The sequence below is a fragment of the Micromonospora hortensis genome (assembly GCF_022230935.1).
Lineage (GTDB): Bacteria > Actinomycetota > Actinomycetes > Mycobacteriales > Micromonosporaceae > Micromonospora > Micromonospora hortensis.
The window spans coordinates 44,020-69,251 of sequence record NZ_JAKKFE010000071.1; the positions used below are offsets into that span (position 1 = coordinate 44,020).

Genomic DNA, 25,232 nt, shown 5'->3' on the forward strand with positions numbered 1-25,232 from the left:
CTCCTCTCGGGGGACACGTGCTCAAGCAGTACGAGCGTACTGCAATTGGGCCGGCAGCCCCCAGCCGGCCTCGACCGGCCGGCGGAACCGGGCTGCGCGGAACAGGAATGCCCTGGAATCATCGTCCGATGCCACTGAACCGCACCCTCGGGTCTATCACGGTCACCGCACTCACCGACGGTGAGGGTGCCTTCTTCCAGCCCCGGGCGGACGCGTTTGCGCAGGCCACAGCGGCGCACTGGGCGGAGGCCGACCGGCGCGACCCCGGCTCCGTGACCGCCGACGGGCAGTGGTGGCTGCCGTTCCGCAGCTTCGCGATCCGCGCCGGCGACGGGCCGGTCACGCTGGTCGACGCCGGAATCGGCCCAGTCGACGCACCCGCCGCGAGCTGGGCGCCCGTGCCAGGGCGGATGCCCGCCGAGTTGACCGCCGCGGGCATCGACCCCGCCGATGTCGACACCGTCGTCCTGACCCACCTGCACAGCGACCACATCGGCTGGGCGGTCACTGGCACGCCGGGGCGGCCGTACTTCCCGAACGCGAGCTACCTGGTGCAACGCGCCGAAATCGACGCGGCGGAGACGCTCAACCCCGGGCTGCCGGCCGGGCTCGTCGCACCCCTGCGCGCCGCCGGCCAGCTCCGGGTGGTCGACGGCGAGACCGCCCTCACCCCAGCGGTACGTCTGCTGCCCACCCCGGGCCACACCCCCGGTCACCAGTCGGTGCTCCTGACGTCGGCCGACGAGCGGATGCTGCTCACCGGGGACCTGCTGGTGCACATGGTGCAACTCGTCGACGCCGACCTGGCGTACGCCCACGAGGAAGACCCGGACCTCGCCCGCGCCTCCCGACTGAACGCCCTGCGCGCCCACTCCCCCACCGTCCTGGCCACCCCCCACCTCGGCACCCCCTTCACGCCCCACCCCAGCCCGGTTGATCACCAGTCGGCCAGTCAAGATCCCGCTCGATCCTGGATGTAGGGGCAACCCCAGCCCAGAAGACCACTACAACCAGGATCGAGCGCGATCTCGACCGAAGATCCGCGCCACATCAGCAAAAGCGCTGCCTCCGGAGCCCCTCACCTGGTTGATCAAGAGGTTTGCGTCACCACAATCGCGATTCCTGACGTAAACCTCTTGATCAACCAGGGCGGGGGCGGGCCGGGTGGGTGGGGGTGGGTGGGTGGGGCCGGGTGGGGTGGTCAGGCCCGGCCGGGTGGGGCGGGGTGGGGCTGGACGGCGAAGGGCGCCCCGGCGAAGCCGGCGCGCCCTTCGGTGGTGCTGTGGTTCGGGGGAACTACATGCTGGAGATGTCGCCCTGCTTGGCGCGGACGGCTTCGGCGGCCTCCAGGAGGCTGGCCCGCTCGTCGGCGTCCAGGTCGGTCTCGACGACCCGCTTGACGCCCTCGGCGCCGATCTCGGCCTCGACCCCCAGGTAGACACCGGAGATGCCGTACTCGCCGTCGACCCACGCGCAGACCGGCATGACCTCGCCGGAGTCCTCAGCGACGGCCTTCGCCATCCGGGCCGCGGCGGCGGACGGGGCGTAGTAGGCCGACCCGGTCTTGAGCAGCGCGACCACCTCGGCGCCACCGTTGCGGGTCTTGACGACCAGCTCCTCGATCTGCTCGGCCGGCATGGCGTCGCGCAGCGGCTTGCCGTTGACGGTGCTCTTCGACGGCACCGGCACCATGGTGTCGCCGTGCGAGCCCAGGGTCAGCGTGCGTACCGAGGCCACCGGCACGTTCAGCGCCTCGGCGACGAAGTTGCTGAACCGGGCGGTGTCGAGCATGCCGGCCTGGCCGAGCACCCGGTTCTTCGGGAACTGGGTGGCGAGCTGGGCCAGCGCGGTCATCTCGTCCAGCGGGTTGGAGACCACGATGACGACGGCGTTCGGGGCGTACTTGGCGACGTTCTCGGCGACCTGGCGGACGATCTTGGCGTTGGTCTCCAGAAGGTCCATCCGGCTCATGCCGGGCTTGCGCGGCAGACCAGCGGTGATCACGACGACGTCGGAGCCCTCGATGCTCTCGTAGCCCTCACCGTTGGGGCCGGTGGTCACGCCGACCACCTTGGTCTCGAAGCCCTCGATGGCCCGGGACTGGTTGAGGTCGAGCGCGAGGCCCGCGGGCTTGCCCTCCACGATGTCGGTGATCACTACGGTGTCGAAGACGTCGTACTCGGCCAGGCGCTGTGCGGTGGTGGAGCCGTAGAAGCCAGCCCCGACGACAGTGACCTTCTTACCCATGGTCGTCCCACTCCCTGATACCAGTCGGTTTTCCGGACCGTATCAGTCATCCTGGCACCGATCAGGCCAGGGGCGGCGGCCATCGCCGGGATGGGGCGAACGTCACCGCCGTCCTGGTTCGGCGCGGCCGAGGCGCGGGTCAGCCGCGCTCGGCGCGCTCGACGACGTTGGTGAGCAGCATGGCCCGGGTCATCGGGCCCACGCCGCCGGGCATGGGGACCAGCGCGCCGGCCGTCTCGGCTACCTCCGGGTCCACGTCGCCGGTGTAGCGGCCCTTGCCGTCCGCGCCGATCACGCGGGTGATGCCGACGTCCACCACCACAGCGCCAGGGTTGATCATGTCGGCGGTCAGCAGACCCGGTACGCCGGCCGCGACGATGACGATGTCGGCGGCCCGGGTGTGCGAGGCGAGGTCGAGGGTGCCGGTGTGGCAGAGGGTGACAGTGGCGTTCTCGCTGCGCCTGGTGAGCAGCAGGCCGAGCGGTCGGCCAACCGTGTTGCCGCGACCGACGACCGCGACGGTGGCCCCGCACAGCGCCACGTCGTGCCGGCGGAGCAGCTCGACGATGCCGCGCGGCGTGCACGGCAGCGGCCCGTCGTAGCCGAGCACGAGCCGACCCAGGTTGACCGGGTGCAGGCCGTCGGCGTCCTTGTCCGGGTCGATCAACTCCAGCACCCGCTGGGTGTCGAGGTGGGCCGGCAGCGGCAGTTGAACGATGTAGCCGTGGCACGCCGGGTCGGCGTTCAACTCGGCCAGGACGTCGTCGACCTGCTGTTGGGTGGCGTCGGCCGGCAGTTCGCGGCGGATCGAGGCGATGCCCACCTCGGCGCAGTCGCGGTGCTTGCCGTTGACGTACGCCTGGCTGCCCGGGTCCGCCCCGACGAGGACCGTGCCGAGCCCGGGGATGATCCCGCGTTCCGCGAGTGCCTTCACCCGGATGCGCAGCTCGTCCTTGATCTCCGCTGCGGTTGCCTTGCCGTCCAGAAGCGTCGCCGTCACGACCAGATCGTCTCACGACCACCGCCTGCGGATCAGACGACCCAGCTCGGGCCGTCCGCCGCCCACCGCGTGTGAGGGGCCATCGGGCCGACCCGGCCACGATGGGGTGACCGCCCCGGGAGTAACCGTGTGTGAGGTGTCGCTAGTCACTTTCGGTGACAATCTGTGGATTCGATCACTGTCGAACCAGACAGACCTCACCGTCGTCATCGAGACGGGACGCCAGGCTCAGGCGGCGCCGCAGCGGCCGGGCGGCGCCATACGGGTCGTGAACCGGCGCGATTTCCGCAGGTCAACGTCGATAGGCCCGGTTTGGATTAGCAGATTCTTTCGCCCCCGACAAGGGAGGCACCCCCGGACCGTTACCCACCCGCAACCGGGTCGTTGTCGAAGGCCAGTCGCCGACCTACCGTTACCGCTTGTTGCGCAGCGTAACCCAGCGTCGGGCCTGACTGCGCAGCGTGAGGAGATGAGGAGGCTCAATGCGAGTTCGTAGACTCGCCGCCTGGACCGCCCTCCCGCTCGCGGTGACGCTGGGCCTCGCGGCCTGCGGCAGCGGCGGAGACGGTGGATCCGGTGGCAGCGACAGTTCGGTGGTCAGCATTCAGATCGCCGAGCCGAAGCACCTGGTTCCCACAAACACCACCGAGACGTCCGGGTCGCAGGTGATCGCCGGCCTGTTCAGCCCGCTCGTCGACTACGACGCCCAGAACAAGCCGTACGAGGTCGCCGCTCAGTCGATCACCTCGTCCGACAACAAGGTCTGGACGATCAAGATCAAGGACGGCTTCACCTTCCACAACGGTGAGAAGGTCACGTCCCAGAACTACATCAACGCCTGGAACTACGGCGCGTACGCCCCGAACGGTCAGGACACCAACCCCTTCTTCGAGAAGGTCGCTGGTTACGCCGACCTGCAGGGCAAGGCGCCGAAGGCCAAGGAGATGTCCGGTCTGAAGAAGGTCGACGACCTCACCTTCACCGCGACGCTCTCCGAGCCGTACATCGACTTCAAGACGACGCTGGGCTACAACGCGTTCTTCCCGATGCCGGATGCCGCGTTCTCGGCTCCGGGCGTGCTCAAGGACTCCTACGAGCAGGCGCCGATCGGGCAGGGCCCCTTCAAGATGAAGGGCACCTGGCAGCACGACAGCAAGATCGACGTCGAGCGCTACGACGCGTACCCGGGCGAGAAGCCCAAGGTCAAGAACATCGAGTTCCGGATCTACCAGCAGCTCACCGCTGCCTACGCGGACGTCCTGGCGGACAACCTGGACGTGCTGCCCACGATCCCGACCGAGAGCCTGAGCACCGCGCCGAGCGACCTGGGTGACCGGTACAAGACCAGCCCGATGTCGTCGTTCCAGTTCCTCGCGTTCCCGACGTTCGACAAGGACTACAGCAGCCCGGACGTGCGCAAGGCCATCTCGATGGCGATCGACCGTGACGAGATCACCAAGTCGGTCTTCAAGGGTTCGCAGACGTCGGCGCGCTCCTTCGTCGCGCCGGTCCTGCCGGGCTACCGGGAGGACACCGCGGGCAAGGCCGCCGAGTTCAACCCGACCGAGGCCAAGAAGCTCTACCAGGCCGCCGGCGGTCCGTCGAAGATCGTCATCTCGTACAACGGCGATGGCGGGCACAAGGACTGGGTCGACGCCACTGTCAACCAGCTCAAGACCAACCTGGGCGTGGACGCGGTCGGCTCGGTCGAGCCGAAGTTCGCCGACCTGCTGACCAAGGTCGAGAAGAAGACGCCGGTGGGTGCGTTCCGGATGGGTTGGGTCATGGACTACCCGACCATGGAGGACTACCTCGGCCCGCTGTACAGCACGAACGGCTCGTCGAACTACTACGGCTACAGCAACCCGGAGTTCGACAAGCTGGTCAAGGAGGGTTCCGCCGCCAAGACGCAGGACGAGGCGATCGCCAAGTACCAGCAGGCGGAGGACATCCTGGCCAAGGACATGCCGGTGATCCCGCTCCGCTTCGGCGAGAACGTGTTCGGCCACTCGTCCAAGGTCAAGAACGTGGAGATGGACCTGTTCCAGCGGGTCAACCTCGTCAAGATCGAAGCAGCCAGCTGAGCTGACCATGGTGCGGGCCACCCGGGCGACGAAGCCCGGGTGGCCCGGACCGCACCACCGGGGCCGGGCCGCAGCAGCGGACCCGGCGTCGGTGGTGCCGGCTCCCCCGGGCCGGACGGCACGTCTCGGATATTTCGGGTACGACCAGAGATGCCGTCCTGCGACCCTTTCGCACATTTCCGGAGAGACTGCTAAGCATGTTCCGCTACATCCTGCGGCGCCTACTGCAGATGGTCCTGGCGTTCTTCGGGACCACCCTGATCGTCTACGCGCTGACATTCGCCGGACAGGGCGACCCGATCCAGGCGCTCGCCGGCGAGCGGCCGGTGACGCCAGCCCAACGGGCCTACCTGACCGAGAAGTACAACCTGGATCAGACGGGCGTCGGCGGCTTCTTCTACCGCTACTTCGACTACGTGAAGGACCTGCTCCAGGGCAACCTGGGCGAGTCGCTCACCGGTCGGAGCATCGGTGACATCCTCCAGCAGGCCTGGCCGGTCACCGTGCGCCTCGCGCTCATCGCGCTCGCCGTGGCGATCATCTTCGGCGTCACCGCCGGGGTGCTCGCCGGCATCCGCCGGGCCAGCATCTTCGACAACTCGACGCTGGTGCTGACCCTGCTGGTGCTGGGCATCCCGACCATCGTGCTGGCGCCGCTGGCGCAGTACTTCCTGGGCGTCAAGTGGCAGCTCTTCCCGCCCACCGCCGGCTCCGACCCGAGTTTCTACGCGCTCCTGCTGCCGGGCATCGTTCTCGGCTCGCTGTCGCTGGCGACCGCCCTACGGCTCACCCGGGCCTCGGTGGCGGAGAACCTGCGCGCGGACTACGTCCGGACCGCCCGGTCCAAGGGCCTGGTCAAGCGGCGCATCGTCGTCGTCCACGTGCTGCGCAACTCGCTGATCCCGGTGGTCACCTTCCTCGGTGTGGAACTGGGCAACCTGATGAGCGGCGCGATCATCACCGAGGGCGTCTTCAACATCCCCGGCGTGGGCTTCAACCTCTTCCGCGGCATCCGCACCGAGGACGGCCCCCTGGTGGTGGGCATCGTCAGCGTGCTCGTCGTGGTCTACCTGGTCTCGAACCTGGTGGTGGACGTCCTGTACGCCGTACTCGACCCGAGGATCCGCTATGAGTGAGCGCAGCGAACGAATCATCAGCGCAGCGTGCCTGGGCTCTCATGCCGGCGCCGAGCGCAGCGAGGTGGCGGCATGAGTGACTTTGAAACTGTGGCGGCCACCGAGAACCAGGCCGCGCGACGTGGCCCCTCGGGGGAGCCGGGCACGCCCAACCAGGTCGGCGCCGCGAACAAGCCCCGCAGCCTGGCCGGTGACGCCTGGCGGGACCTGCGCCGCAACCCGATCTTCTGGATCTCGCTGGCGCTGGTCGTCATCTTCACCCTGATGGCGCTGCTCCCCGGGGTCTTCACGGCCAACAACCCGAACGACTGCCTGCTCTCCCGGCAGCACGCCGGGCCGTCGGGCGGGGCCATCTTCGGGTACGACTTCCAGGGCTGCGACACGTACTCCCGGGCGGTCTACGGCACCCGGGCCTCGCTGCTGGTCGGTGCGCTCGCCGCGTTGGGCACGGGAATCATCGCGCTGGTGATCGGCATGTTGGCCGGTTACTTCGGCCGCTGGGTCGACGCTGTGCTCTCCCGGGTGATCGACGTGGTGCTCGGCATCCCGCTGCTGCTGGCCGCGATCGTGCTGCTCAAGCGCGTGTCCAGTGACAGCCAGTGGGCCCGGATCGGCGCTGTCGTCTTCGTTCTGGCTCTCCTCGGCTGGACCACCGCCGCCCGCGTGGTCCGGTCCTCGGTGATCACCGCGAAGGAGCAGGACTACGTCGCGGCGGCCCGGATGCTCGGCGCCGGCAACAGCCGGATCATGTGGCGGCACATCCTGCCGAACTCGCTGGCCCCGGCCATCGTCGTACTGACCATCGCGCTCGGCTCGTTCATCGCGGCCGAGGCGACGCTCTCCTTCCTCGGCATCGGCCTGAAGGCGCCCACCATCTCGTGGGGGCAGGACATCGACACCGGCCGGATCCACATGCGGGAGGCGGCCACCCCGTTGATCGTCCCGTCGGCCTTCCTGGCGCTGACCGTGCTGGCGTTCATCATGCTCGGCGACGCGATCCGTGACGCCTTCGACCCGAAGCTGCGGTGAGAACATCCGTGCGAGCGCGAGGAGTGAGCGGAGCGAGCCCCGCAGTCGCGAGCGAAAGGCAAGCACAGTTATGACTGTCAATCCAACTCCCGCCTCTGCCACACCCGAGGGCGGTCACCTGCTGGAGTTGCGGGACCTGCACGTCGAGTTCCGCACCAACGAGGGCGTCGCCCGGGTGATCAACGGTGTGTCGTACCACCTGGACGCCGGCGAGACCCTTGCCGTGCTCGGCGAATCCGGCTCGGGTAAGTCGGTCACCGCCCAGGCGATCATGGGCATCCTCGACACCCCGCCCGCGTTCGTCCGCTCCGGCCAGATCCTCTACCAGGGTGAGGACCTGCTGACCCGCTCCGAGGAGCAGCGCCGGCAGGTACGCGGCAAGGAGATCGCGATGATCTTCCAGGACGCGCTCTCCGCCCTCAACCCGGTCTTCCCGGTCGGCTGGCAGATCGGTGAGACGCTTCGCCAGCGCGCCGGCATGTCCCGGGCCGACGCTCGACGTCGTGCCGTCGAACTGATGGATCTGGTCAAGATCCCGGGTGCCGCCAAGCGGATCGGCGACTACCCACACCAGTTCTCCGGCGGCATGCGACAGCGCGTCATGATCGCCATGGCGTTGGCACTGGACCCGAAGGTCCTGATCGCCGACGAGCCCACCACGGCCCTCGACGTGACAGTGCAGGCCCAGATTATGGACCTGCTGGCCGACCTGCGCCGGGAACTCAACATGGCGATGATCCTGATCACCCACGACCTGGGTGTGGTCGCCGGTGTCGCGGACCGGATCGCTGTCATGTACGCCGGCCGGATCGTCGAGCACGCCGACGTCCGCTCGCTCTACAAGGCGCCCGCGCACCCGTACACCAAGGGGTTGTTGGAGTCGATCCCGCGCCTGGACGTTCGCGGCCAGGAACTGTCGACGATCAAGGGGTTGCCGCCGAACCTGATGCGCATCCCGTCCGGCTGCCCGTTCCACCCACGGTGCCCGTACGTCCAGCAGGTCTGCGTGGACGAGGTGCCACACGACCTGGTCCTCGGCGATGGCCGGACCAGCGCTTGCCACTTCGCGCAGGAGGTCCGTGATGACAGCGTCGCCCGCTAACCCCACAAAGGTCCGCGGCGAGACCATCCTCTCCGTCGACAACCTGGTGAAGCACTTCCCGATCACTCAGGGCGTGCTCTTCCAGCGGCAGATCGGGGCGGTCAAGGCCGTCGACGGGGTGAGCTTCGAGCTGCGCCGGGGCGAGACGCTCGGCGTGGTCGGCGAGTCCGGCTGCGGCAAGTCCACCCTCGCCCGGTTGCTGATGCGGTTGGAGACGCCCACCTCCGGACGCGCGACGCTTGAGGGCAAGGACCTGTTCAAGGCTTCCGGGGGTGAGCTGCGCCGGCTGCGCCGCAACATGCAGATGGTGATGCAGGACCCGTACACGTCCCTGAACCCGCGGATGACCGTCGGCGACATCATCGGCGAGCCGTTCGAGATCCACCCGGACGCCGCGCCGAAGGGCAGCAAGGCCAAGCGGGTCCAGGAGCTGTTGGACCTGGTCGGGCTCAACCCGGAGCACATCAACAGGTACCCGCACCAGTTCTCCGGCGGTCAGCGTCAGCGCATCGGCATCGCCCGCGCCCTCGCGCTGAAGCCCGAGGTGATCGTCTGCGACGAGCCGGTGTCGGCGCTCGACGTCTCCATCCAGGCCCAGGTGATCAACCTGCTCAAGCAGCTACAGGGCGAGCTGGGGCTGTCGTACATCTTCATCGCGCACGACCTGTCGGTGGTGCGGCACATCGCCGACCGCGTCGCGGTGATGTACCTCGGCCGGATCGTCGAGATCGGCACCGAGGACGAGATCTACGAGCGGGCCACCCACCCGTACACCCAGGCTCTGCTCTCTGCCGTGCCGGTGCCGGACCCGGAGGCCCGCGACCAGCGCAACATGATCCGGCTGGTCGGCGACGTGCCCAGCCCGGCCGACCCGCCGAGCGGGTGCCATTTCCGGACCCGCTGCTGGAAGGCCCAGGACATCTGCGCCACCGAGGACCCGGCGACCGTTCCCCGGGCAGCGGACCCCCACCCGTCCGCCTGCCACTTCGCCGAACTCCGCCCCACCACCCCGGCCTAACCGACCCACCCCCTGCGGTTGATCATGAAGTTATTGCCCTGACACGCCGACGTGCAGGGCAATAACTTCATGATCGACGGGGTCTGGCCCCCGGGGGGTTAGTGGAAGAAGTGGCGGGTACCGGTTAGGTACATCGTTACGTTGGCCTTCTTGGCCGCTTCGATGACCTCTTCGTCGCGGATGGAGCCGCCGGGCTGGACGATGGCGCGGACGCCGGCGTCGATGAGGATCTGCGGGCCGTCGGCGAACGGGAAGAACGCGTCCGAGGCGGCGACCGAGCCGCGGACCCGGTCGGCGCCGGCGCGGCTGACCGCGAGCTGCGCCGAGTCGACCCGGTTGACCTGACCCATGCCCACGCCGACGGTGGCGCCGTCCTTGGCGAGCAGGATCGCGTTGCTCTTCACGGCGCGGACCGCCCGCCAGGCGAACGCGAGGTCCCGCAGCAGCTCCTCGTCGGCGGCCTCGCCGGTCGCCAGCTGCCAGTTGGCCGGGTCGTCGCCGGGGGCGTTGACCCGGTCGGCGACCTGGGCCAACACGCCACCGGTCACCTGCCGCAACTCCACCAGCGCCGGCTTCCAGGCCGGTGCCCGCAGCAGCCGGATGTTCTTCTTGCCCTGCAACACCTCGACCGCGCCCTCGTCGAAGCCGGGGGCGACCACCACCTCGGTGAAGATCTCGGCGACCTGCCGGGCCAGCTCGACCGAGACCGACCGGTTGACAGCGATGACACCGCCGTACGCCGACACCGGGTCGCAGGCGTGCGCCCTGCGGTGGGCCTCGGCGACGTCCGCGCCGACCGCGATGCCGCACGGGTTGGCGTGCTTGATGATCGCCACCGCCGGCTGGTCGGCGAAGTCGTTGGCGGCCCGCCAGGCGGCGTCGGCGTCGACGTAGTTGTTGTACGACATCTCCTTGCCGTGCAGCTGCTCGGCCTGGGCCAGCCCGGCCGGGGCGTCGGGGTCGGTGTAGAGCGCGGCGGGCTGGTGCGGGTTCTCGCCGTAGCGCAGCGCTGTCGACTTGCGCAGCGCCAACCCCGCGAACTGCGGCCACGAGTCGTCGGCGGGCGCCAGCTCCTGGGCGCACCACTGGGCAACCGCGACGTCGTACTCGGCGATGTCGGCGAACGCCCGGGCGGCCAGCGCGCGACGCTGGGCCATCGTGAAGCCACCCTCGCTGAGCGCACCGATCAGCGCCGGGTAGCCGGCCGGGTCGGTGAGCACGGCAACCGAGGCGTGGTTCTTGGCGGCGGCCCGCACCATGGCCGGGCCACCGATGTCGATCTGCTCCACGCACTCCTCGACGCCGGCGCCGGAGGCGACGGTCGCCTGGAACGGGTAGAGGTTGGAGACCAGCAGGTCGAACGCCGCCACGCCCAGCTCGTCGAGCTGTGCCACGTGCGTGTCCTTGCGCAGGTCCGCGAGGAGACCCGCGTGCACCTTCGGGTGCAGGGTCTTGACCCGGCCGTCGAGCACCTCGGGGAACCCGGTCACCGTCTCCACCGGCGTCACCGGCACCCCGGCGGCGGCGATGGTGCCCGCCGTGCTGCCGGTGGACACGATCTCCACACCGGCCGCGTGCAGGGCCTGAGCCAGCTCGACCAGCCCGGTCTTGTCGTAGACGCTGACCAGCGCCCGCCTGATCGGGCGGCGCCCGTCCTGAGTGGGACTCACGGAACCGTGACCTTCCTTCCGGTGATGGTCCAGCCTTCGCGGACCAGCCGACCGACCTGCTCGACGAGCTGGCGTCGCTCGGCTTCCTTGATGCGCTCGGTGAGCGTGTCGACGTCGTCGTCGTCCAGCACCGGCACCGCTACCTGCGCGACGATCGGCCCGGTGTCCATGCCGGCGTCGACGAAGAAGAGGGTGGCTCCGGTGAGCTTCACGCCGTAGGCGAGGGCGTCACGCGGGCCGTGGATGCCGGGAAACGCCGGCAGCAGCGTGTTGTGGGTGTTCAGGTAGCGGTCGCCGAAGGCGGCGAGGAAGTGCGGGCCGACCAGCTTGAGGAAACCGGCGGAGATGACCAGGTCGGGTTGGTGCTTCGCGACGTGCGCGGTGAGCGCGCGGTCCCAGTCCTCCCGGGTGTCGTGGTCGCGGACCCGTTCGACGAAGGTCGGCACCCCCGCCGCGTCGGCCCGGTCCAGGCCCGCGATGCCGTCGCGGTCCGCGCCGACCGCGACGACCTGTGCGCCGTACGCGGGGTCGGCGGCGGCATCCAGCAGCGACTGAAGGTTGCTCCCGGAGCCGGAGATGAGGACGACGATGCGGGCGACAGGCGCGGGCTCGGTCACCGGGCCACCCTATCGGGCAGGTCAGGGACGCCCTTCGACTGGGCGGTGCGCCGATCTTCGACGGTGCCGACGTGCGTCGACCCGGTACGCTGCCGCTCGCTCGGGCCGAACGCCGCGCCGGCCCACACACCGCCCCTGATCCGGCACACGAAGCGGTCGACAAGGGCAAGTTTGCCTGCTTTGGGAGACATGTCGTCCTGTTGCTGTACTGGGCTTTGGGAGGACTGACCGCGATCATGGATGGAAATAAAGAGCACCAACTGACGGAACCAGTCCAAGGAGCTTCTCGAATGCAGCCCGGTAACCCCGGTCAGGACCCGTACGGCCAGCAGCCCAACCAGGACCCGACCGCTCCGCAGCCGCCGGCCCCCCCGTACGGCCAGCAGCCCACCTCCGGCCAGCCGTACGGCCAGCAGCCGCAGGACCCGTACGCCGCGCCGCAGGCCCCGTACGGCCAGCAGCCCACCTCGGGGCAGCCGTACGGTCAGCAGCCGCCGTACCAGGACCCGTACGCGCAGCAGCAGCCCCCGTACGGTGCCGGCCCGACCTACCCGAACGCCGGGTACCCGCAGGCACAGGGGCAGAACAACACCCTCGGCCTGGTGTCGATGATCCTCGGTATCGCGTCGATCCCGCTGATCTGCTGCCTGTACCTGGGCATCCCGGTCGGCATCGCGGGCATCGTGACCGGCTACCTCGCCAAGCAGAAGGTGGCCCAGGGCCAGGCCAACAACGCCGGCCAGGCCAAGGCCGGTCTGATCTGCGGCGCGGTTGGCGTCGGGCTGGGCATCCTCCTGCTCATCCTGAGCGTCGTGGCGCAGGTCAACCTGCCCACCCAGCCCTGACGGGCGCGGATTCGGCGGGGCGCTCCGGGTTCGCCCGGGGCGCCCCGCGCTCGTCTACGGCGCGGGTCGGCAGGTCAGCGCCCAGGTGGCGGCGCTACTGCGTGGGCCCGCGGGTCAGCGCCCGGGTGGCGGCGGCACCGAGCAGCGCGCCGACCGCTATGACACCGGCCGCCACCGCCCCGACCTGCCAACCCACAGGCCCGACCTGGGACAGCCGACCGGCGCCGAGCGGCCCGCCGGAAATCGCCGCGGCCGCGCCGAGCACCACGCCGGCCACCGGCCCGGCCAGCACCGCCGGCGCCAGCAACTCGGCCCAGCGCTGCGCGGCCCGCTCCGGGACGGCGAGTCGAGCCACCCGCCGGGCGAGCAGCCAACCGGCGACCATCCCGGCCAGCACCGGCACCGCGAGCAGCAGGGCGCCCAAGCCGTCCACCGGGCCACGCGGCAGGCCAGCGAGCAGCGGCACGGCCGGCAGCGCGCCGACCGACACCTCGCTGGTACGGACCGCGGTGTCGGTCCCGACCGCGAACCCCGGCCCGAGCAGGTAACTGGTCGACCAGACCGCCGCGTTGGGTGCGTACGCGGCGCTGACCAGGGTGATGCCGGCCTGCCCGGCGACCCCGGTCCGGTACGCCCCGATCATGTCGGCCGCGTCGCCGCCGCCGGTGGCCACCGCAAGACCGGCTGCGCCCGCGCCCGCGCCGAGCAGCAGCAGCCCGGCCACCAGGCCGGTGCGAACGCCGTCGCGCACCGGCCCCGGAAGCCGGGTGACGAGCAGCCGGGTCACTGCGGTGATCCGGACCGCGCCGACCAGCGCGGCGAGTGTGCCGACCGCCGCGAACGTGGCGCCCGCCCGGATCAGCGACACAGTCGGCCCACCCGTGCCGACCAGCACCGCCGCGAGCGCGCCGAGCAGCGCGTACGCGATGCCGACCGCTACCGCGGCGAGCAGTGCCCGGCGCGGTGAGCGGGTGTCGCGAGCACCGATCGCCCGGCTGACGTGCACGCCGGCGCGGGTCAGCCGCCAAAGTGCGAGCACTGTCAACGCCAGCGGCGCGAGCCCGAGCGGCCCGGTCTCGGTGTGCAGGGGCACGCCGTGCCCGAGCAGCCAGCCGGCCAGCGCGGTGCGCAGGGTGCCGGTCAGTGTGGTGGAGTCCGCGCCGAGCTGCACCAGGCCGAGCACTATGGCGACCGGCAGGTAGGAGGTGAGGGCGGCCCAGCAGGCGGCCACCCCGGCGGCGACGGGCAACGGTGCCCGCCCGCGCGGCGACCCGCCCGCGCGAGGCGCGGGCACCCGCCGGGCCGGTGCGGCGCGGTCGACCGGCCGGTCGTCGGCGCTCACACCGCCGGGACGGCTGGGACGGTCAGGGGTGACGGGGGACATCCGCTCTACTCTGGCACGTCGCGCGGGCCGTGGCAGTCCGTTAACCCCTCCTAAGGTCGGCGAGTTCACCGAACCGACGTCCTGCTCACCCGGGCCGGTCTAGCCTCGGCCCTGAGGGGGCGCGAGTCGCCGCCACCCGGGACGGGCCCGCCGGTCGCGGTCCAAGCCGGCACGTCGCCCACTACCGCTCGGAGGAAGCTGTGACGACGCCATACCCGCCTCCCCCACCACCACCGGCCCGAGGACGCGACCGCACCACCCTCTGGGGCCTGCTGGGCATCGTGCTGGGGCTGATCTGCTGCGGCGTCTTCGGCATCGTCTTCGGCTACCTGTCCATCCGCGACGCCCGGCGGTACGGGCAGTCGCCGCTGCTCGGTTACCTCGCCATCGCGTTCGGCGTGATCAACATCATCGGCGGGGCGATCCTGCGCTCGACCGGCAACTACCCGTTCTGGAACAACGACTGACGCGTACGCCGAAGGGGGTCGACCGTAAGCGGTCGACCCCCTTCGTGTTGCCTGACCGGCTCAGCTGCCGGACATGATCTCCCGCATCAGCTTCGCGGTCTCGGTCGGCGTCTTGCCGACCTTGACGCCGACGGCCTCCAGCGCCGCCTGCTTCGCCTCGGCGGTGCCGGCGGAGCCGGAGATGATCGCCCCGGCGTGACCCATGGTCTTGCCGGGCGGAGCGGTGAAGCCGGCGATGTAGCCGACCACCGGCTTGGTGACGTTGGCCTTGATGAACTCGGCGGCCCGCTCCTCGGCGTCGCCACCGATCTCACCGATCATGACGATGGCGTCGGTCTCCGGGTCGGCCTCGAACGCCGCGAGGGCGTCGATGTGGGTGGTCCCGATGATCGGGTCACCGCCGATGCCGACGCAGGTGGAGAAACCGATGTCGCGCAGCTCGTACATCATCTGGTAGGTCAGCGTGCCGCTCTTGCTGACCAGGCCGATCCGGCCGGAGCCGGTGATGTCGGCCGGGATGATGCCGGCGTTGGACGCGCCCGGCGAGGCGATGCCCGGGCAGTTCGGCCCGATGATCCGGGTCCGCTCGCCCTGCGAGACGTTGTACGCCCAGAACGACGCGGTGTCGTGCACCGGGACGCCCTCGGTGATCACCACGGCCAGCGGGATCGCGGCGTCGATCGCCTCGACCACGGCGGCCTTGGTGAACTGCGGCGGCACGAAGATGACAGTGACGTCGGCCCCGGTCTCGGCCATCGCGTCCGCGACGGACGCGAAGACCGGCAGCTCGGTGCCGTCGAAGTCGACAGTCTGGCCCGCCTTGCGCGGGTTGACGCCACCGACGACGTTGGTGCCGGCGGCCAGCATCCGCCGGGTGTGCTTGGAACCCTCGGAACCGGTCATCCCCTGGACGATGACCTTCGAGTCCTTGGTCAGCCAGATAGCCATGATCAGACCCCCGCAGCTGCCAGCTCGGCGGCCCGCTCGGCCGCACCGTCCATGGTGTCCACCCGCTGCACGAGCGGGTTGTTCGCGCTGTCCAGGATCGCCCGGCCAGCTTCGGCGTTGTTGCCGTCGAGACGGACGACGAGCGGCTTGGTGACCTGCTCGCCGCGCTGCTCGAGCAGGGCCAGCGCCTGGATGATGCCGTTGGCGACCTCGTCGCAGGCGGTGATGCCGCCGAAGACGTTGACGAAGACGCTCTTCACGGCCGGGTCGGAGAGCACGATCTCCAGCCCGTTCGCCATCACCGCGGCGCTCGCGCCGCCGCCGATGTCGAGGAAGTTGGCCGGCTTGACGTTGCCGTGCCGCTCACCGGCGTACGCGACCACGTCGAGGGTCGACATGACCAGACCTGCGCCGTTGCCGATGATGCCGACCTCGCCGTCGAGCTTGACGTAGTTGAGGTCCTTGGCCTTGGCGGCCTGCTCCAGCGGGTCCACGGCGGCCTGGTCGACGAGCGCCTCGTGGTCCGGGTGCCGGAACCCGGCGTTCTCGTCCAGGCTGATCTTGGCGTCGAGGAGCAGCATCCGGCCGTCGCCGTTCTTGGCGAGCGGGTTGACCTCGACCAGAGTGGCGTCCTCGGCGACGAACGCCTGCCACAGGCCGACGGCGATCTCGACCACCTGGTCGGCGACCTCGGCCGGGAAGCCGGCAGCGGTCACGATCTCGCGGGCCTTGGCCTCGTCCACGCCCTTCACGGCGTCGATCGGGGCCTTCACGACCTTGTCGGGGGTATCGGCGGCGACCTGCTCGATGTCCATGCCACCGGCGACGCTGGCGATGCAGAGGAAGGTGCGGTTCGCCCGGTCGAGCAGGTACGAGAAGTAGTACTCCTCGGCCACGTCCGCGGTCACCGTGATCATGACCTTGTGGACGGTGTGACCCTTGATGTCCATGCCGAGGATGTCGGTGGCCCGGGCCACCGCCTCATCCGGGCCCTCGGCCAGCTTGACGCCGCCGGCCTTACCTCGGCCGCCGACCTTTACCTGCGCCTTGACGACCACACGGCCGCCAAGACGTTCGGCGATCGCGCGGGCCTCTTCCGGGGTAGTGGCGACGCCGCCGGCCAGCACGGGCAAGCCGTGCCGCTCGAACAGGTCCCGCCCCTGGTACTCGTACAGGTCCACGATTGCGCGTCCCGTCCCGTCTCCGCGGCGCGCCGTCGCGCCGCCACCAGCGTTCAGAAAACAGTTTGACGCCTGTCATCAGTTGAAACAGGCCATTGGCCGCAGCCTAGCGAGGTCGGCACCACCGGCAACCGAGCGGGTGCACGGTGTGCGGTAATGCACAACCGGGCATCAGGTGTGGCCGGTTTCCGGCCATGACTCGGGCGGCATCCACCGTCCGGGCGATGTTGTCCGGCTTGCGTAACCCTGTCGTGGGGGCGTCGTTGAGTCAGATGTCGGAGCGCTGAACAGCGCAAAGACGGGATACGGCCGATGCCCTGTCGGTCGAGGGGTGGCGGCGGGGCATCGTGCATAGAGGGGCCGGACGTGTGAGGGGTGCGTCCGGCCCCTCCCCCGTGCCCAAAATCGGTGGCGCAGCGGATCGGCGTGCCTCAGGAAACCGGCTGAGCCACGTTCTGTCGAACCCACTCGACAATCGCCTGGGTGGTGGCGCCCGGCGTGAAGATCTTCGCGACGCCCAGCTTCTCCAACTCGGGAATGTCGCCGTTCGGAATGATGCCGCCACCGAACACGACGATGTCGCGGGCGTCCCGCTCACCGAGCAGTTCCAGCACCCGCCGAAAGAGCGTCATGTGCGCCCCGGAGAGCACTGACAGGCCGACCGCGTCGGCGTCCTCCTGGATGGCGGTCTCCACGATCTGCTCGGGAGTCTGGTGCAGGCCGGTGTAGACGACCTCCATGCCGGCATCTCGCAGGGCGCGCGCGACGACCTTCGCGCCCCGGTCGTGGCCGTCCAGGCCAGGCTTCGCGACGACGACCCGAATCCGAGAGCTCATCAGCGCACACCTTTCACCGGCTTGACCGCCTTCACCTTAACGAACGGTAACCCGGCGGGCCCGACCCGGGAAATCCGGGCTCGGCTACCGGCCGTTACCCGGCGTGTCGACCGCGCAACCCGGAGAGGTCCGGCCTGGCGCCGTCCCGGCCTCGTCGCCACCGCGCCGCTGGCAGGGCCGGGGACGCCATCCCGGCGCCGTCCGGAGTCAAGTCGGACGACTCCGCCGGAACGGTCACGCTCGGCGACGAACGGGCAGCGACGGGGGCACCGTTCGGCGTCGCGATGCATGACAATCATGGACGCAAACGGACAGATCGACACGCCAATTTTTCGGTCTAGCTTGTGACTCGCCTGGCGGTTGGCTAACGTGTCCACGGTTGTCATCAGGTCCATGGACGGGTGACGACGCGGTCAGCGGACGTCTCACTGGAGCTTCAGGGGACGCCCACCGGCCGCTTCGGAACCCCGACAACGGAGGGTGTGCGTGCGCCAGCGCCTGTCGTCTGAGCCCGATCGATATCGCGGTCGCCGCCGCGTACCCACCCCACCCCGCAGCCGTTACGCCGCTGTCGTCACCACCGCGTTCGTCGGTGCCGGCATCGTGGCCCTCGGCGCGAGCGCCCTGCCGGACGCCAAGGACGTCAGCCCGACGGTCCTCGACGAGCTCAAGCAGGCGTCGGTCACCAGCCAGGACGCCGCGGCCCGTGCGGACAACGCCGACCGCGCCTCCCGGGACAGCCGCAGCACTGACAACGCCGAGCCCGAGGTCTGGCTGCTGCCGCTGCAGGGCTACGACTTCAACTCCCCGTACGGCGTCCGCTGGGGCAAGATGCACACCGGCGTGGACCTGGTCGCCGGCGAGGGCACGCCCTACGTGGCGATCCACGACGGGTTGGTCACCAAGGCCGGCTGGTTCGGCGGGTACGGCAACGCGGTGATCGTCCAGCACGCCGACGGCAGCGAGGCCATCTACGGCCACTCCTCCGCGGTGAGCGTCAAGGAAGGCCAGCAGATCAAGGCGGGCGACCAACTCGGCCTCGTGGGTCAGACCGGCCACGCGTACGGCACCCACCTGCACCTGGAGATCCATGTCAAGGGGCAGCCGATCGACCCGGTGCCGTTCCTCCAGGAGCGCGGAGTGGACATCAAGCTGCAAGTCGAGGCAATTTACAGCGACGTAGCCGCCGGCTGACGGTGCGTGACGACCGTTGACCGCCCGGATCTGTTGATCCGGGCGGTTTTGCTTTGTGCGGTCCCGGCGGATGTATCCCGGGTCACAGCACCGAATGTGACCGACGACACGCGCCAACATGATCACTTTTCTGGATGTAGCGCCTCACAGCGGGTCATATCCGGGCACCCGACCGTCCGCTCTCTGTCCGAGGGTTCGGTCCCCGCGCCTGCCCTACCTCGGCCGGACACCAGTATTTCGAGGTCAAGTGCCCCTCGACTGTGAAGGTCCGCCGTGCAGGAAGACAGCCCCGTCCAGAACGAGAACACCCCCGACACCAGCGAGACCCCGCCGCCGCGGCGCACCGGCCGACGGAACCGCCTCATCGTGCTCGGGGCCGCCGCCCTGGTAGCCCTCGGCCTCGGCGGTGTCGCCGTCGCCACCAGCGGCACCGACCAGCCGGCACCCGCCGCCGTCTCCCTCGACGCCCAGGCCCGGGCCGACGCCGCGAGCCGGGCCGACCGCTCGGTTCGTGAGTCGAGCACCCCGGCCGCCCCCTCGCTCAGCCCGACGCCCAGCCCGTCCGCGATCAGCGCCAGCCCGGCCCCTGCGAAGACGGCCGCCGCGAAGGCCAAGCCGAAGCCGAAGAAGACCACCAAGCCCACGCCCGCCTGGGTCGACCCGATGCCGGGCGCGGCCGTCACGTCCTGCTACGGGCAGCGCTGGGGAACCCTGCACGCCGGTATCGACCTGGCGATGCCCTCCGGCACGCCGATCCACGCGGCGGCCGCCGGCACCGTGACCCAGGCCGGCGACGCCTCCGACGGGTACGGCAACTCCGTCTTCGTCGACCACGGCAACGGCTACCTGACGCACTACGCCCACCAGAGCCGCATCGCTGTCACCGTCGGCCAGAAGGTGAAGGCCGGCCAGCTCATCGGCTACGAGGGCGCCACCGGCGACGCCACAGGCCCGCACCTGCACTTCGAGGTGCACCAGGGCATGTGGAACCAGATCGACCCGGCCCCGTTCATGCGGGCCCACGGCGTCGACCTGGGCTGCTGAGGCGACATCCCGGCGCGGTCCGGGCGCAACAGCAGGAGGGAGGGGCCCGAGGCCCCTCCCTCCTGCCGCAGTGCAATCGTGCGGGCGCGCCGGGTCAGAGCTTGTCGACCGGGGCGTGCCGGAGCACCAGCCACATGGTCTGGTCGCCGAAGTCGATCTGCGCGCGGGCACCCGGGCCGTGCCCCTCGACGGCGAGCACCCGCCCCAACCCGTACCGCTGATGGTTGACCCGGTCGCCCGCTGACACCTTCGGCCCCTGCGGCAGCTCGCTGGCGGTGGTCAGCCGGCTGGCGTCCACGCCGAGCCGCTGCGCCAACTGCGCCGCCTTCGGGGTACCCCCCGTGAAGTTGCCACGCACGCCGGGCGCGCGGTCCGCACGGCCACCGACGCCGCCGCCCCCGCCAGCCCACGAGGTGTACGACCCCTCGGTGCGCTCCCAGTGCACCAACTCGGTCGGCAGTTCCTCCAGGAAGCGCGACGGCGGGTTGTAGGACGGCTGCCCCCAGGCCGAGCGGGTCACCGCCCGGGACATGTAGAGCCGCTGTCGGGCACGGGTGATGCCGACGTACGCCAGGCGGCGCTCCTCCTCCAACTCCCGGGTGTCGCCCAGCGAGCGCAGGTGCGGGAAGACGCCGTCCTCCAGCCCGGTCAGGAAGACCACCGGGAATTCCAGCCCCTTGGCGGTGTGCAGCGTCATCAGGGTGACAACGCCCTGGTGGTCGGGGTCGTCGGAGGGGATCTGGTCGGCGTCGGCGACCAGCGCCACCTGCTCCAGGAAACCGGCCAGGGTGGCCCGCTCCCCCTCCTCGCCCAGCGCCTCGATCCGCTCGGTGTACTCGCGGGCGACGCTGACCAGCTCCTGGAGGTTGTCCACCCGACCGGCGTCCTGCGGGTCCAGGCTCTCCTCCAGCTCGGTGAGGTAGCCCGAGCGGGTCAGCAGCGCCTCCAGCACCTCTTCCGGGGTGCCGGTCTCGGACAGCTCGCGGGCCCCGTCGAGCAGCGCCACGAAGTCGGCGATGCCGTTGGCAGCCCGGCTGGAGATGCCCGGCGCCTCCCGGGCCCGCCGCAGCGCCGCGCCGAACGAGATCCGGTCGCGACTGGAGAGCGCCTCGACACACGCCTCGGCGCGGTCGCCGATGCCCCGGCGCGGGGTGTTGAGCACCCGCCGCAGGCTCACCGTGTCGTCGTCGTTGACCACCGAACGCAGGTACGCCAGGGCGTCGCGGACCTCCTTGCGCTCGTAGAAGCGCACCCCGCCGACCACCTTGTAGGGCAGGCCGACCCGGATGAACACCTCCTCGAAGACGCGGGACTGCGCGTTGGTGCGGTAGAAGACCGCGACGTCGCCGGGGCGGGTCTCGTCGGCGTCGACCAGCCGGTCGATCTCACGGGCCACCCAGTCGGCCTCGGCGTGCTCGGTGTCGGCCACGTAGCCGACGATCTGCTCGCCGGCGCCGGCCTCGCTCCACAGCCGCTTCGGTTTGCGGGAGGTGTTGCGGTCGATCACCGCGTTGGCCGCGTTGAGGATGGTCTGGGTGGAGCGGTAGTTCTGCTCCAGCAGGATCGTGCGGGCGTTGGTGTAGTCCCGTTCGAACTCCAGGATGTTGCGGATCGTCGCGCCCCGGAACGCGTAGATCGACTGGTCCGCGTCGCCGACCACGCACAGCTCGGCCGGCTCCACCCCCTCGGTGCCGGACACCAGCTCCTTGATCAGGATGTACTGGGCGTGGTTGGTGTCCTGATATTCGTCCACCAGCACGTGCCGGAACCGCCGACGGTAGCTCTCCGCGACGTGCGGGTGGGACTGGAGCAGGTGCACCGTCGTCATGATCAGGTCGTCGAAGTCCAGGGCATGGGCCTCACGCAGCCGACGCTGGTAGAGCGTGTACGCCTCGGCCAGCGCCCGCTCGTTGGGGCCGGTGGCCCGCGCCGCGAACTGCTCCGGGTCGACCAGCTCGTTCTTGAGGTTGGAGACCTGGGCGGCCAGCCCACGCGCCGGGTAGCGCTTCGGGTCGAGATCCAGCTCGCGGGTGACCAACTGCATCAACCGGCGGGAGTCGTCGGCGTCGTAGATCGAGAATGTCGACTTGAGGCCGGCGTGCTCGTGCTCCGCACGCAGGATCCGCACGCAGGCCGAGTGGAACGTCGACACCCACATCAGGCGGGCCCGGGGGCCCACCAGCGCGGCGACGCGTTCCTTCATCTCGCCGGCGGCCTTGTTGGTGAAGGTGATGGCGATGATCTCACCGGGGTGCACGTCCCGAGCGGCGAGGAGGTAGGCGATCCGGTGCGTGAGCACCCGGGTCTTGCCGGACCCGGCGCCGGCCACGATCAGCAGCGGCGAGCCGGCATGGCTGACGGCGTCGCGCTGCGGCCCGTTCAGCCCGGCGAGCAGCTGCTGCGGATCGAGGCGCGCGACGGCAGCCCCGGGTCGGTGCGGGCGGGCCGGCGCGGACTCCGGCGCAGGCGGGGACGCGGGGATGTCGAAGAGAGGATGCATCGCCCGACAAGTCTATGCCGCCGGCCGGACACTGCGCCTCTGGCGCTCAGCGGCTCGTGCCCGACGGCACGCACCACCACCCGACACGCCCACCGGCGAAAGGCGCCCTCCGCGACGCGGAATGCTTGCGCACCCGGCAACGACGTGGGCATACTCGACGGCGTGATCGCTGCGCGCTTCTACTTTTACTATGGCACCGGGAGTCCGGCTGCCGTAGGTCGCGCCTGATCGATTCAGACCTGCTAAAGCCCCGGGCTCCTGGAGTCCGGGGCTTTTTCCGTCCCAGGTTCCGGGCACCGGGCACCACAGTGCGAGAGGTACCCGATGATGACAGACGTGATGGAGCAGAGCGGCAGCCCGATCCGACCGGGGCAGCCCGCCGTGCAGGGCACTGAGCCGGCGGTGGCCACACCACCGGCGGACGCCGAGCCGGCCGAGCAGCAGACCGGCACCCAGGAGCCGTCCGCCTCGGCGCGGATCGTGCAGATCAGGGAACGGATCGACGCGATCGACCACGAGTTGATCACGCTTTGGCAGGAGCGGGCCGCGTTGTCCCAGGAGGTCGGGGTGACCCGGATGGCGTCCGGAGGGACCCGCCTGGTGCTCTCCCGGGAACGGGAGATCCTGGAGCGTTTCCGGGTCGCGCTCGGCGCCGACGGCACCCAGCTCGCCCTGCTGCTGCTCCGCGCGGGCCGCGGCCCGCTGTGAGCCGTCCCAGCCCGCGTCGAACCGGGCCACGGCCCCCTGGTGAGCCACACCGCCCGTCTGCTCACTGACGCCGCGTGGGCGGCCAGGCGCCGCGCTGCCGATCCGGGTCACTGACAGACGAAACCGCCTGCCGTCGTCGTGGTGACGGCGGCAGGCGGTCTCGGTGACTCACACCTCGTGGCTGGCGACGATCTCGCGCTTCTCGGCGAAGTGGCAGGCGCTCGGGTGGTCCGAGTCCCGTCGGATCTCCAGCAGCGGGACCTGCTCGGCGCAGACGTCCTGCGCCTTCCAGCAGCGGGTCCGGAACCGGCAGCCCGACGGCGGGCTGATCGGCGACGGCACGTCACCCGTGAGCCGGATGATCGTCTTGTTGTTCCGCTGGGTCGGGTCCGGCACCGGCACCGCGGAGAGCAGCGCCTGGGTGTACGGGTGGGTCGGTCGCTCGTAGATCTCGTCCTCGGTGCCGATCTCGACGATCTTGCCGAGGTACATCACCGCGACCCGGTCCGACAGGTGGCGGACCACCGACAGGTCGTGCGCGATGAAGACGTACGAGAGGCCGAACTCGCCCTGCAACTGCTCCAGCAGGTTCATGACCTGGGCCTGGATGGAGACGTCCAGCGCCGACACCGGCTCGTCGCAGACGATGATCTCGGGCCGCAGCGCGAGCGCGCGGGCGATGCCGATGCGCTGACGCTGACCGCCGGAGAACTGGTGCGGGTACCTGTTGATGTGCTCCGGGTTGAGCCCGACCAGGTCGAGAAGCTCGCGAACCTTGGCCCGGCGGCTGCCCTTCGGCGCCACCTCCGGGTGGATCTCGAACGGCTCGCCGAGCAGGTCACCGACGGTCATCCGCGGGTTCAGCGAGGTGTACGGGTCCTGCATGACCAGCTGGATCTGCCGGCGCAGACGCCGCAGCGCCCCACCGGACAGCTTCGAGATGTCCTGGCCCTTGTAGACCACGTTGCCGGCGGTCGGCTTCTCCAGGTTCATCAGCACCCGGGCAAGCGTCGACTTACCGCAGCCGGACTCGCCGACCACACCGAGCGTCTCACCGGCGCGCAGTCCGAACGAGACCCCGTCGACCGCCTTGACCTGACCGACGGTCTTCTTGAACACCACACCCTGCGTGACGGGGTAGTGCTTGACCAGGTCATTGACCTCGAGGATGTTCTCAGACACGGTTCACCAGCTCCTCGGCGAAGTGGCAGGCGCTGGCCCGAGCGGGGCCGACCTGCAGCAGCGGCGGGACCTTCTCCCGGCACACCGGCTGAGCCATCGGGCACCGCGGGTTGAACGGGCAGCCCGGCGGGATGTTCATCAGGTTCGGCGGGAGGCCCTTGATCGTCCGGAGCTGCTGCCCCTTCTCGTCGAGGCGCGGGATCGAGTCGATCAGACCCAGCGTGTACGGGTGCGCCGGCTTGGCGTACAGCTCGTACACGTCGGCTTCCTCGACGATCCGGCCCGCGTACATGACAGCGATCCGGTCCGCGACGTCGGCGACCACGCCGAGGTCGTGGGTGATCAGGATCATGCCCATCTGCCGCTCGCGCTGAAGCTCGGCCAGCAGGTCCATGATCTGGGCCTGCACCGTCACGTCGAGGGCGGTGGTCGGCTCGTCCGCGATCAGCACCTCGGGGTCGAGCGCCAGCGACATCGCGATCATCGCGCGCTGCCGCATACCGCCAGAGAACTGGTGCGGGTAGTTGTTGAACCGGCCCTTGGCGTTCGGGATCTTGACCTGGTCGAGCATGTCGATCGCGCGCTTCTTGGCCTCCGCGCGGCTCATGCCCCGCCGGACCCGGAACTGCTCGGCGATCTGGAACCCGACGGTGAAGACGGGGTTCAGCGCGGAGAGCGCGTCCTGGAAGATCATCGCGATGCCCTCGCCGCGGATGCGGCGGCGCTCCTCGTCAGACATGCGGAGCATGTCCTTGCCGTGGAAGCGGACCTGCCCACCGGTGACGAAGCCGGGCGGCGTGTCGAGGATGCCCATGATGGTCTGCGCGGTGACGCTCTTACCGGAGCCGGACTCGCCGAGCACGGCGAGGGTCTCCCCCGCGTCGACGTGGTACGTGACCCCGTTGATGACCTTTGCGACGCCGTCCCGGGTGCGGAACTCCACCCGCAGGTCGTCGACCTCGAGCAGGCGGCCGGAGGGACGCCCGGACCCGCCGGGTCCCGGCGCTGACTGCTCGGACACGAGAATGTCGGACAACTGG

At 70.1% G+C, this 25,232-nt stretch carries 23 protein-coding genes; 11 read left to right on the top strand and 12 right to left on the bottom strand.

Annotation, left to right across the window (positions count from 1 at the left end; all coding sequences use genetic code 11):
• The first annotated feature begins 128 nt into the window (after nucleotides 1-128).
• Nucleotides 129-980, top strand: a complete 852-nt coding sequence (locus NIE111_RS30865; protein WP_238687745.1) for an MBL fold metallo-hydrolase — start codon at nucleotides 129-131, stop codon at nucleotides 978-980.
• 316 nt (nucleotides 981-1,296) lie between these two features.
• On the opposite strand, the gene NIE111_RS30870 is transcribed toward NIE111_RS30865, so the two are convergent.
• Both NIE111_RS30870 and NIE111_RS30875 read right to left on the bottom strand, forming a co-directional pair.
• A complete protein-coding gene (locus NIE111_RS30870; protein ID WP_112583765.1) occupies nucleotides 1,297-2,247 on the bottom strand; it encodes a malate dehydrogenase in 951 nt (316 codons plus the stop codon).
• A gap of 139 nt (nucleotides 2,248-2,386) precedes the next feature.
• The gene (locus NIE111_RS30875; RefSeq protein WP_238687746.1) at nucleotides 2,387-3,247 is read right to left on the bottom strand and encodes a bifunctional methylenetetrahydrofolate dehydrogenase/methenyltetrahydrofolate cyclohydrolase; all 861 of its coding nucleotides are present in this window, start codon (nucleotides 3,245-3,247) and stop codon (nucleotides 2,387-2,389) included.
• A gap of 482 nt (nucleotides 3,248-3,729) precedes the next feature.
• Between NIE111_RS30875 and NIE111_RS30880 the strand changes: the two genes are divergently transcribed.
• The 5 genes from NIE111_RS30880 to NIE111_RS30900 all read left to right on the top strand — a co-directional run bounded on the left by NIE111_RS30880 (nucleotide 3,730) and on the right by NIE111_RS30900 (nucleotide 9,616).
• Nucleotides 3,730-5,331: a peptide ABC transporter substrate-binding protein gene (locus NIE111_RS30880; protein WP_238687747.1), complete on the top strand. Its 1,602-nt coding sequence runs from the start codon at nucleotides 3,730-3,732 to the stop codon at nucleotides 5,329-5,331.
• A gap of 197 nt (nucleotides 5,332-5,528) precedes the next feature.
• Nucleotides 5,529-6,467: an ABC transporter permease gene (locus NIE111_RS30885; protein WP_238687748.1), complete on the top strand. Its 939-nt coding sequence runs from the start codon at nucleotides 5,529-5,531 to the stop codon at nucleotides 6,465-6,467.
• 72 nt (nucleotides 6,468-6,539) lie between these two features.
• Nucleotides 6,540-7,496 carry an ABC transporter permease gene (locus NIE111_RS30890; protein ID WP_124778295.1) on the top strand — a complete coding sequence of 319 codons (957 nt, stop codon included), beginning with the start codon at nucleotides 6,540-6,542 and terminating at the stop codon, nucleotides 7,494-7,496.
• A 70-nt stretch (nucleotides 7,497-7,566) separates the two neighbouring features.
• Nucleotides 7,567-8,598, top strand: coding sequence for an ABC transporter ATP-binding protein (locus NIE111_RS30895; protein WP_112583768.1), 1,032 nt, complete (start codon nucleotides 7,567-7,569; stop codon nucleotides 8,596-8,598).
• Complete coding sequence (locus NIE111_RS30900) at nucleotides 8,579-9,616, top strand: ABC transporter ATP-binding protein (RefSeq protein WP_238687749.1); 1,038 nt, start codon at nucleotides 8,579-8,581, stop codon at nucleotides 9,614-9,616. The genes NIE111_RS30895 and NIE111_RS30900 overlap by 20 nt, the downstream gene beginning before the upstream one ends.
• A 98-nt stretch (nucleotides 9,617-9,714) precedes the next feature.
• On the opposite strand, the gene purH is transcribed toward NIE111_RS30900, so the two are convergent.
• From purH to NIE111_RS30915, 3 genes are read right to left on the bottom strand one after another with little or no spacing between them, the layout of a single operon-like run.
• Nucleotides 9,715-11,286, bottom strand: a complete 1,572-nt coding sequence (gene purH, locus NIE111_RS30905) for a bifunctional phosphoribosylaminoimidazolecarboxamide formyltransferase/IMP cyclohydrolase (RefSeq protein ID WP_238687750.1) — start codon at nucleotides 11,284-11,286, stop codon at nucleotides 9,715-9,717.
• Nucleotides 11,283-11,903 carry a phosphoribosylglycinamide formyltransferase gene (gene purN / locus NIE111_RS30910; RefSeq protein WP_091406347.1) on the bottom strand — a complete coding sequence of 207 codons (621 nt, stop codon included), beginning with the start codon at nucleotides 11,901-11,903 and terminating at the stop codon, nucleotides 11,283-11,285. Before purN ends, purH begins: the two co-directional genes overlap by 4 nt.
• A complete protein-coding gene (locus NIE111_RS30915) occupies nucleotides 11,900-12,181 on the bottom strand; it encodes a hypothetical protein (protein ID WP_238687751.1) in 282 nt (93 codons plus the stop codon). Before NIE111_RS30915 ends, purN begins: the two co-directional genes overlap by 4 nt.
• A gap of 12 nt (nucleotides 12,182-12,193) precedes the next feature.
• On the opposite strand from NIE111_RS30915, the gene NIE111_RS30920 reads away from it, so the two are divergent.
• On the top strand, nucleotides 12,194-12,748 hold the full coding sequence (locus NIE111_RS30920; RefSeq protein WP_238687752.1) for a DUF4190 domain-containing protein: 555 nt from the start codon (nucleotides 12,194-12,196) through the stop codon (nucleotides 12,746-12,748).
• A 94-nt stretch (nucleotides 12,749-12,842) separates the two neighbouring features.
• Here the strand turns inward: NIE111_RS30920 and NIE111_RS30925 are convergent, their stop codons facing one another.
• On the bottom strand, nucleotides 12,843-14,132 hold the full coding sequence (locus tag NIE111_RS30925; RefSeq protein ID WP_238687753.1) for a cell division protein PerM: 1,290 nt from the start codon (nucleotides 14,130-14,132) through the stop codon (nucleotides 12,843-12,845).
• A gap of 200 nt (nucleotides 14,133-14,332) precedes the next feature.
• Here NIE111_RS30925 and NIE111_RS30930 point away from each other — a divergent pair, with 200 nt between their 5' ends.
• Nucleotides 14,333-14,599, top strand: coding sequence for a DUF4190 domain-containing protein (locus NIE111_RS30930; protein ID WP_238687754.1), 267 nt, complete (start codon nucleotides 14,333-14,335; stop codon nucleotides 14,597-14,599).
• 60 nt (nucleotides 14,600-14,659) lie between these two features.
• On the opposite strand, the gene sucD is transcribed toward NIE111_RS30930, so the two are convergent.
• The 3 genes from sucD to icmB form a co-directional block, all read right to left on the bottom strand.
• Nucleotides 14,660-15,547 carry a succinate--CoA ligase subunit alpha gene (sucD, locus tag NIE111_RS30935; RefSeq protein WP_238687755.1) on the bottom strand — a complete coding sequence of 296 codons (888 nt, stop codon included), beginning with the start codon at nucleotides 15,545-15,547 and terminating at the stop codon, nucleotides 14,660-14,662.
• Between the two features lie 2 nt (nucleotides 15,548-15,549).
• Nucleotides 15,550-16,728, bottom strand: a complete 1,179-nt coding sequence (gene sucC / locus NIE111_RS30940) for an ADP-forming succinate--CoA ligase subunit beta (RefSeq protein WP_238687756.1) — start codon at nucleotides 16,726-16,728, stop codon at nucleotides 15,550-15,552.
• A gap of 431 nt (nucleotides 16,729-17,159) precedes the next feature.
• Entirely contained in the window at nucleotides 17,160-17,564 is a 405-nt protein-coding gene (gene icmB / locus NIE111_RS30945) for a coenzyme B12-dependent isobutyryl CoA mutase small subunit (RefSeq protein ID WP_030491849.1), read from the bottom strand.
• Nucleotides 17,565-18,050: 486 nt separating this feature from the next.
• Between icmB and NIE111_RS30950 the strand changes: the two genes are divergently transcribed.
• The gene (locus NIE111_RS30950; RefSeq protein WP_238687757.1) at nucleotides 18,051-18,758 is read left to right on the top strand and encodes a M23 family metallopeptidase; all 708 of its coding nucleotides are present in this window, start codon (nucleotides 18,051-18,053) and stop codon (nucleotides 18,756-18,758) included.
• 273 nt (nucleotides 18,759-19,031) lie between these two features.
• On the top strand, nucleotides 19,032-19,802 hold the full coding sequence (locus NIE111_RS30955) for a M23 family metallopeptidase (RefSeq protein WP_238687758.1): 771 nt from the start codon (nucleotides 19,032-19,034) through the stop codon (nucleotides 19,800-19,802).
• A gap of 94 nt (nucleotides 19,803-19,896) precedes the next feature.
• On the opposite strand, the gene pcrA is transcribed toward NIE111_RS30955, so the two are convergent.
• Nucleotides 19,897-22,302, bottom strand: coding sequence for a DNA helicase PcrA (gene pcrA, locus NIE111_RS30960; RefSeq protein WP_238687759.1), 2,406 nt, complete (start codon nucleotides 22,300-22,302; stop codon nucleotides 19,897-19,899).
• A 324-nt stretch (nucleotides 22,303-22,626) separates the two neighbouring features.
• On the opposite strand from pcrA, the gene NIE111_RS30965 reads away from it, so the two are divergent.
• Nucleotides 22,627-23,010 (top strand): chorismate mutase, encoded by a 384-nt coding sequence (locus tag NIE111_RS30965; RefSeq protein WP_238687760.1) that lies wholly within the window; start codon nucleotides 22,627-22,629, stop codon nucleotides 23,008-23,010.
• A 168-nt stretch (nucleotides 23,011-23,178) separates the two neighbouring features.
• Here NIE111_RS30965 and NIE111_RS30970 read toward each other — a convergent pair whose 3' ends face one another.
• Both NIE111_RS30970 and NIE111_RS30975 read right to left on the bottom strand, forming a co-directional pair.
• On the bottom strand, nucleotides 23,179-24,192 hold the full coding sequence (locus tag NIE111_RS30970; RefSeq protein WP_308193778.1) for an ABC transporter ATP-binding protein: 1,014 nt from the start codon (nucleotides 24,190-24,192) through the stop codon (nucleotides 23,179-23,181).
• Nucleotides 24,185-25,213, bottom strand: coding sequence for an ABC transporter ATP-binding protein (locus NIE111_RS30975; RefSeq protein ID WP_238687860.1), 1,029 nt, complete (start codon nucleotides 25,211-25,213; stop codon nucleotides 24,185-24,187). Before NIE111_RS30975 ends, NIE111_RS30970 begins: the two co-directional genes overlap by 8 nt.
• Between the last annotated feature and the right edge of the window lie 19 nt (nucleotides 25,214-25,232).

Excerpts from the sequence above, each read along its gene's own strand:
- NIE111_RS30965 (WP_238687760.1), top strand. The coding sequence starts at position 22,627 with ATGATGACAGACGTGATGGAGCAGAGCGGCAGCCCGATCCGACCGGGG.
- NIE111_RS30900 (WP_238687749.1), top strand. The coding sequence starts at position 8,579 with ATGACAGCGTCGCCCGCTAACCCCACAAAGGTCCGCGGCGAGACCATC.
- NIE111_RS30890 (WP_124778295.1), top strand. The coding sequence starts at position 6,540 with ATGAGTGACTTTGAAACTGTGGCGGCCACCGAGAACCAGGCCGCGCGA.
- NIE111_RS30925 (WP_238687753.1), bottom strand. The coding sequence starts at position 14,132 with ATGTCCCCCGTCACCCCTGACCGTCCCAGCCGTCCCGGCGGTGTGAGC.
- sucD (WP_238687755.1), bottom strand. The coding sequence starts at position 15,547 with ATGGCTATCTGGCTGACCAAGGACTCGAAGGTCATCGTCCAGGGGATG.
- icmB (WP_030491849.1), bottom strand. The coding sequence starts at position 17,564 with ATGAGCTCTCGGATTCGGGTCGTCGTCGCGAAGCCTGGCCTGGACGGC.
- NIE111_RS30880 (WP_238687747.1), top strand. The coding sequence starts at position 3,730 with ATGCGAGTTCGTAGACTCGCCGCCTGGACCGCCCTCCCGCTCGCGGTG.
- NIE111_RS30865 (WP_238687745.1), top strand. The coding sequence starts at position 129 with ATGCCACTGAACCGCACCCTCGGGTCTATCACGGTCACCGCACTCACC.
- pcrA (WP_238687759.1), bottom strand. The coding sequence starts at position 22,302 with ATGCATCCTCTCTTCGACATCCCCGCGTCCCCGCCTGCGCCGGAGTCC.
- NIE111_RS30885 (WP_238687748.1), top strand. The coding sequence starts at position 5,529 with ATGTTCCGCTACATCCTGCGGCGCCTACTGCAGATGGTCCTGGCGTTC.
- NIE111_RS30870 (WP_112583765.1), bottom strand. The coding sequence starts at position 2,247 with ATGGGTAAGAAGGTCACTGTCGTCGGGGCTGGCTTCTACGGCTCCACC.
- NIE111_RS30920 (WP_238687752.1), top strand. The coding sequence starts at position 12,194 with ATGCAGCCCGGTAACCCCGGTCAGGACCCGTACGGCCAGCAGCCCAAC.
- NIE111_RS30895 (WP_112583768.1), top strand. The coding sequence starts at position 7,567 with ATGACTGTCAATCCAACTCCCGCCTCTGCCACACCCGAGGGCGGTCAC.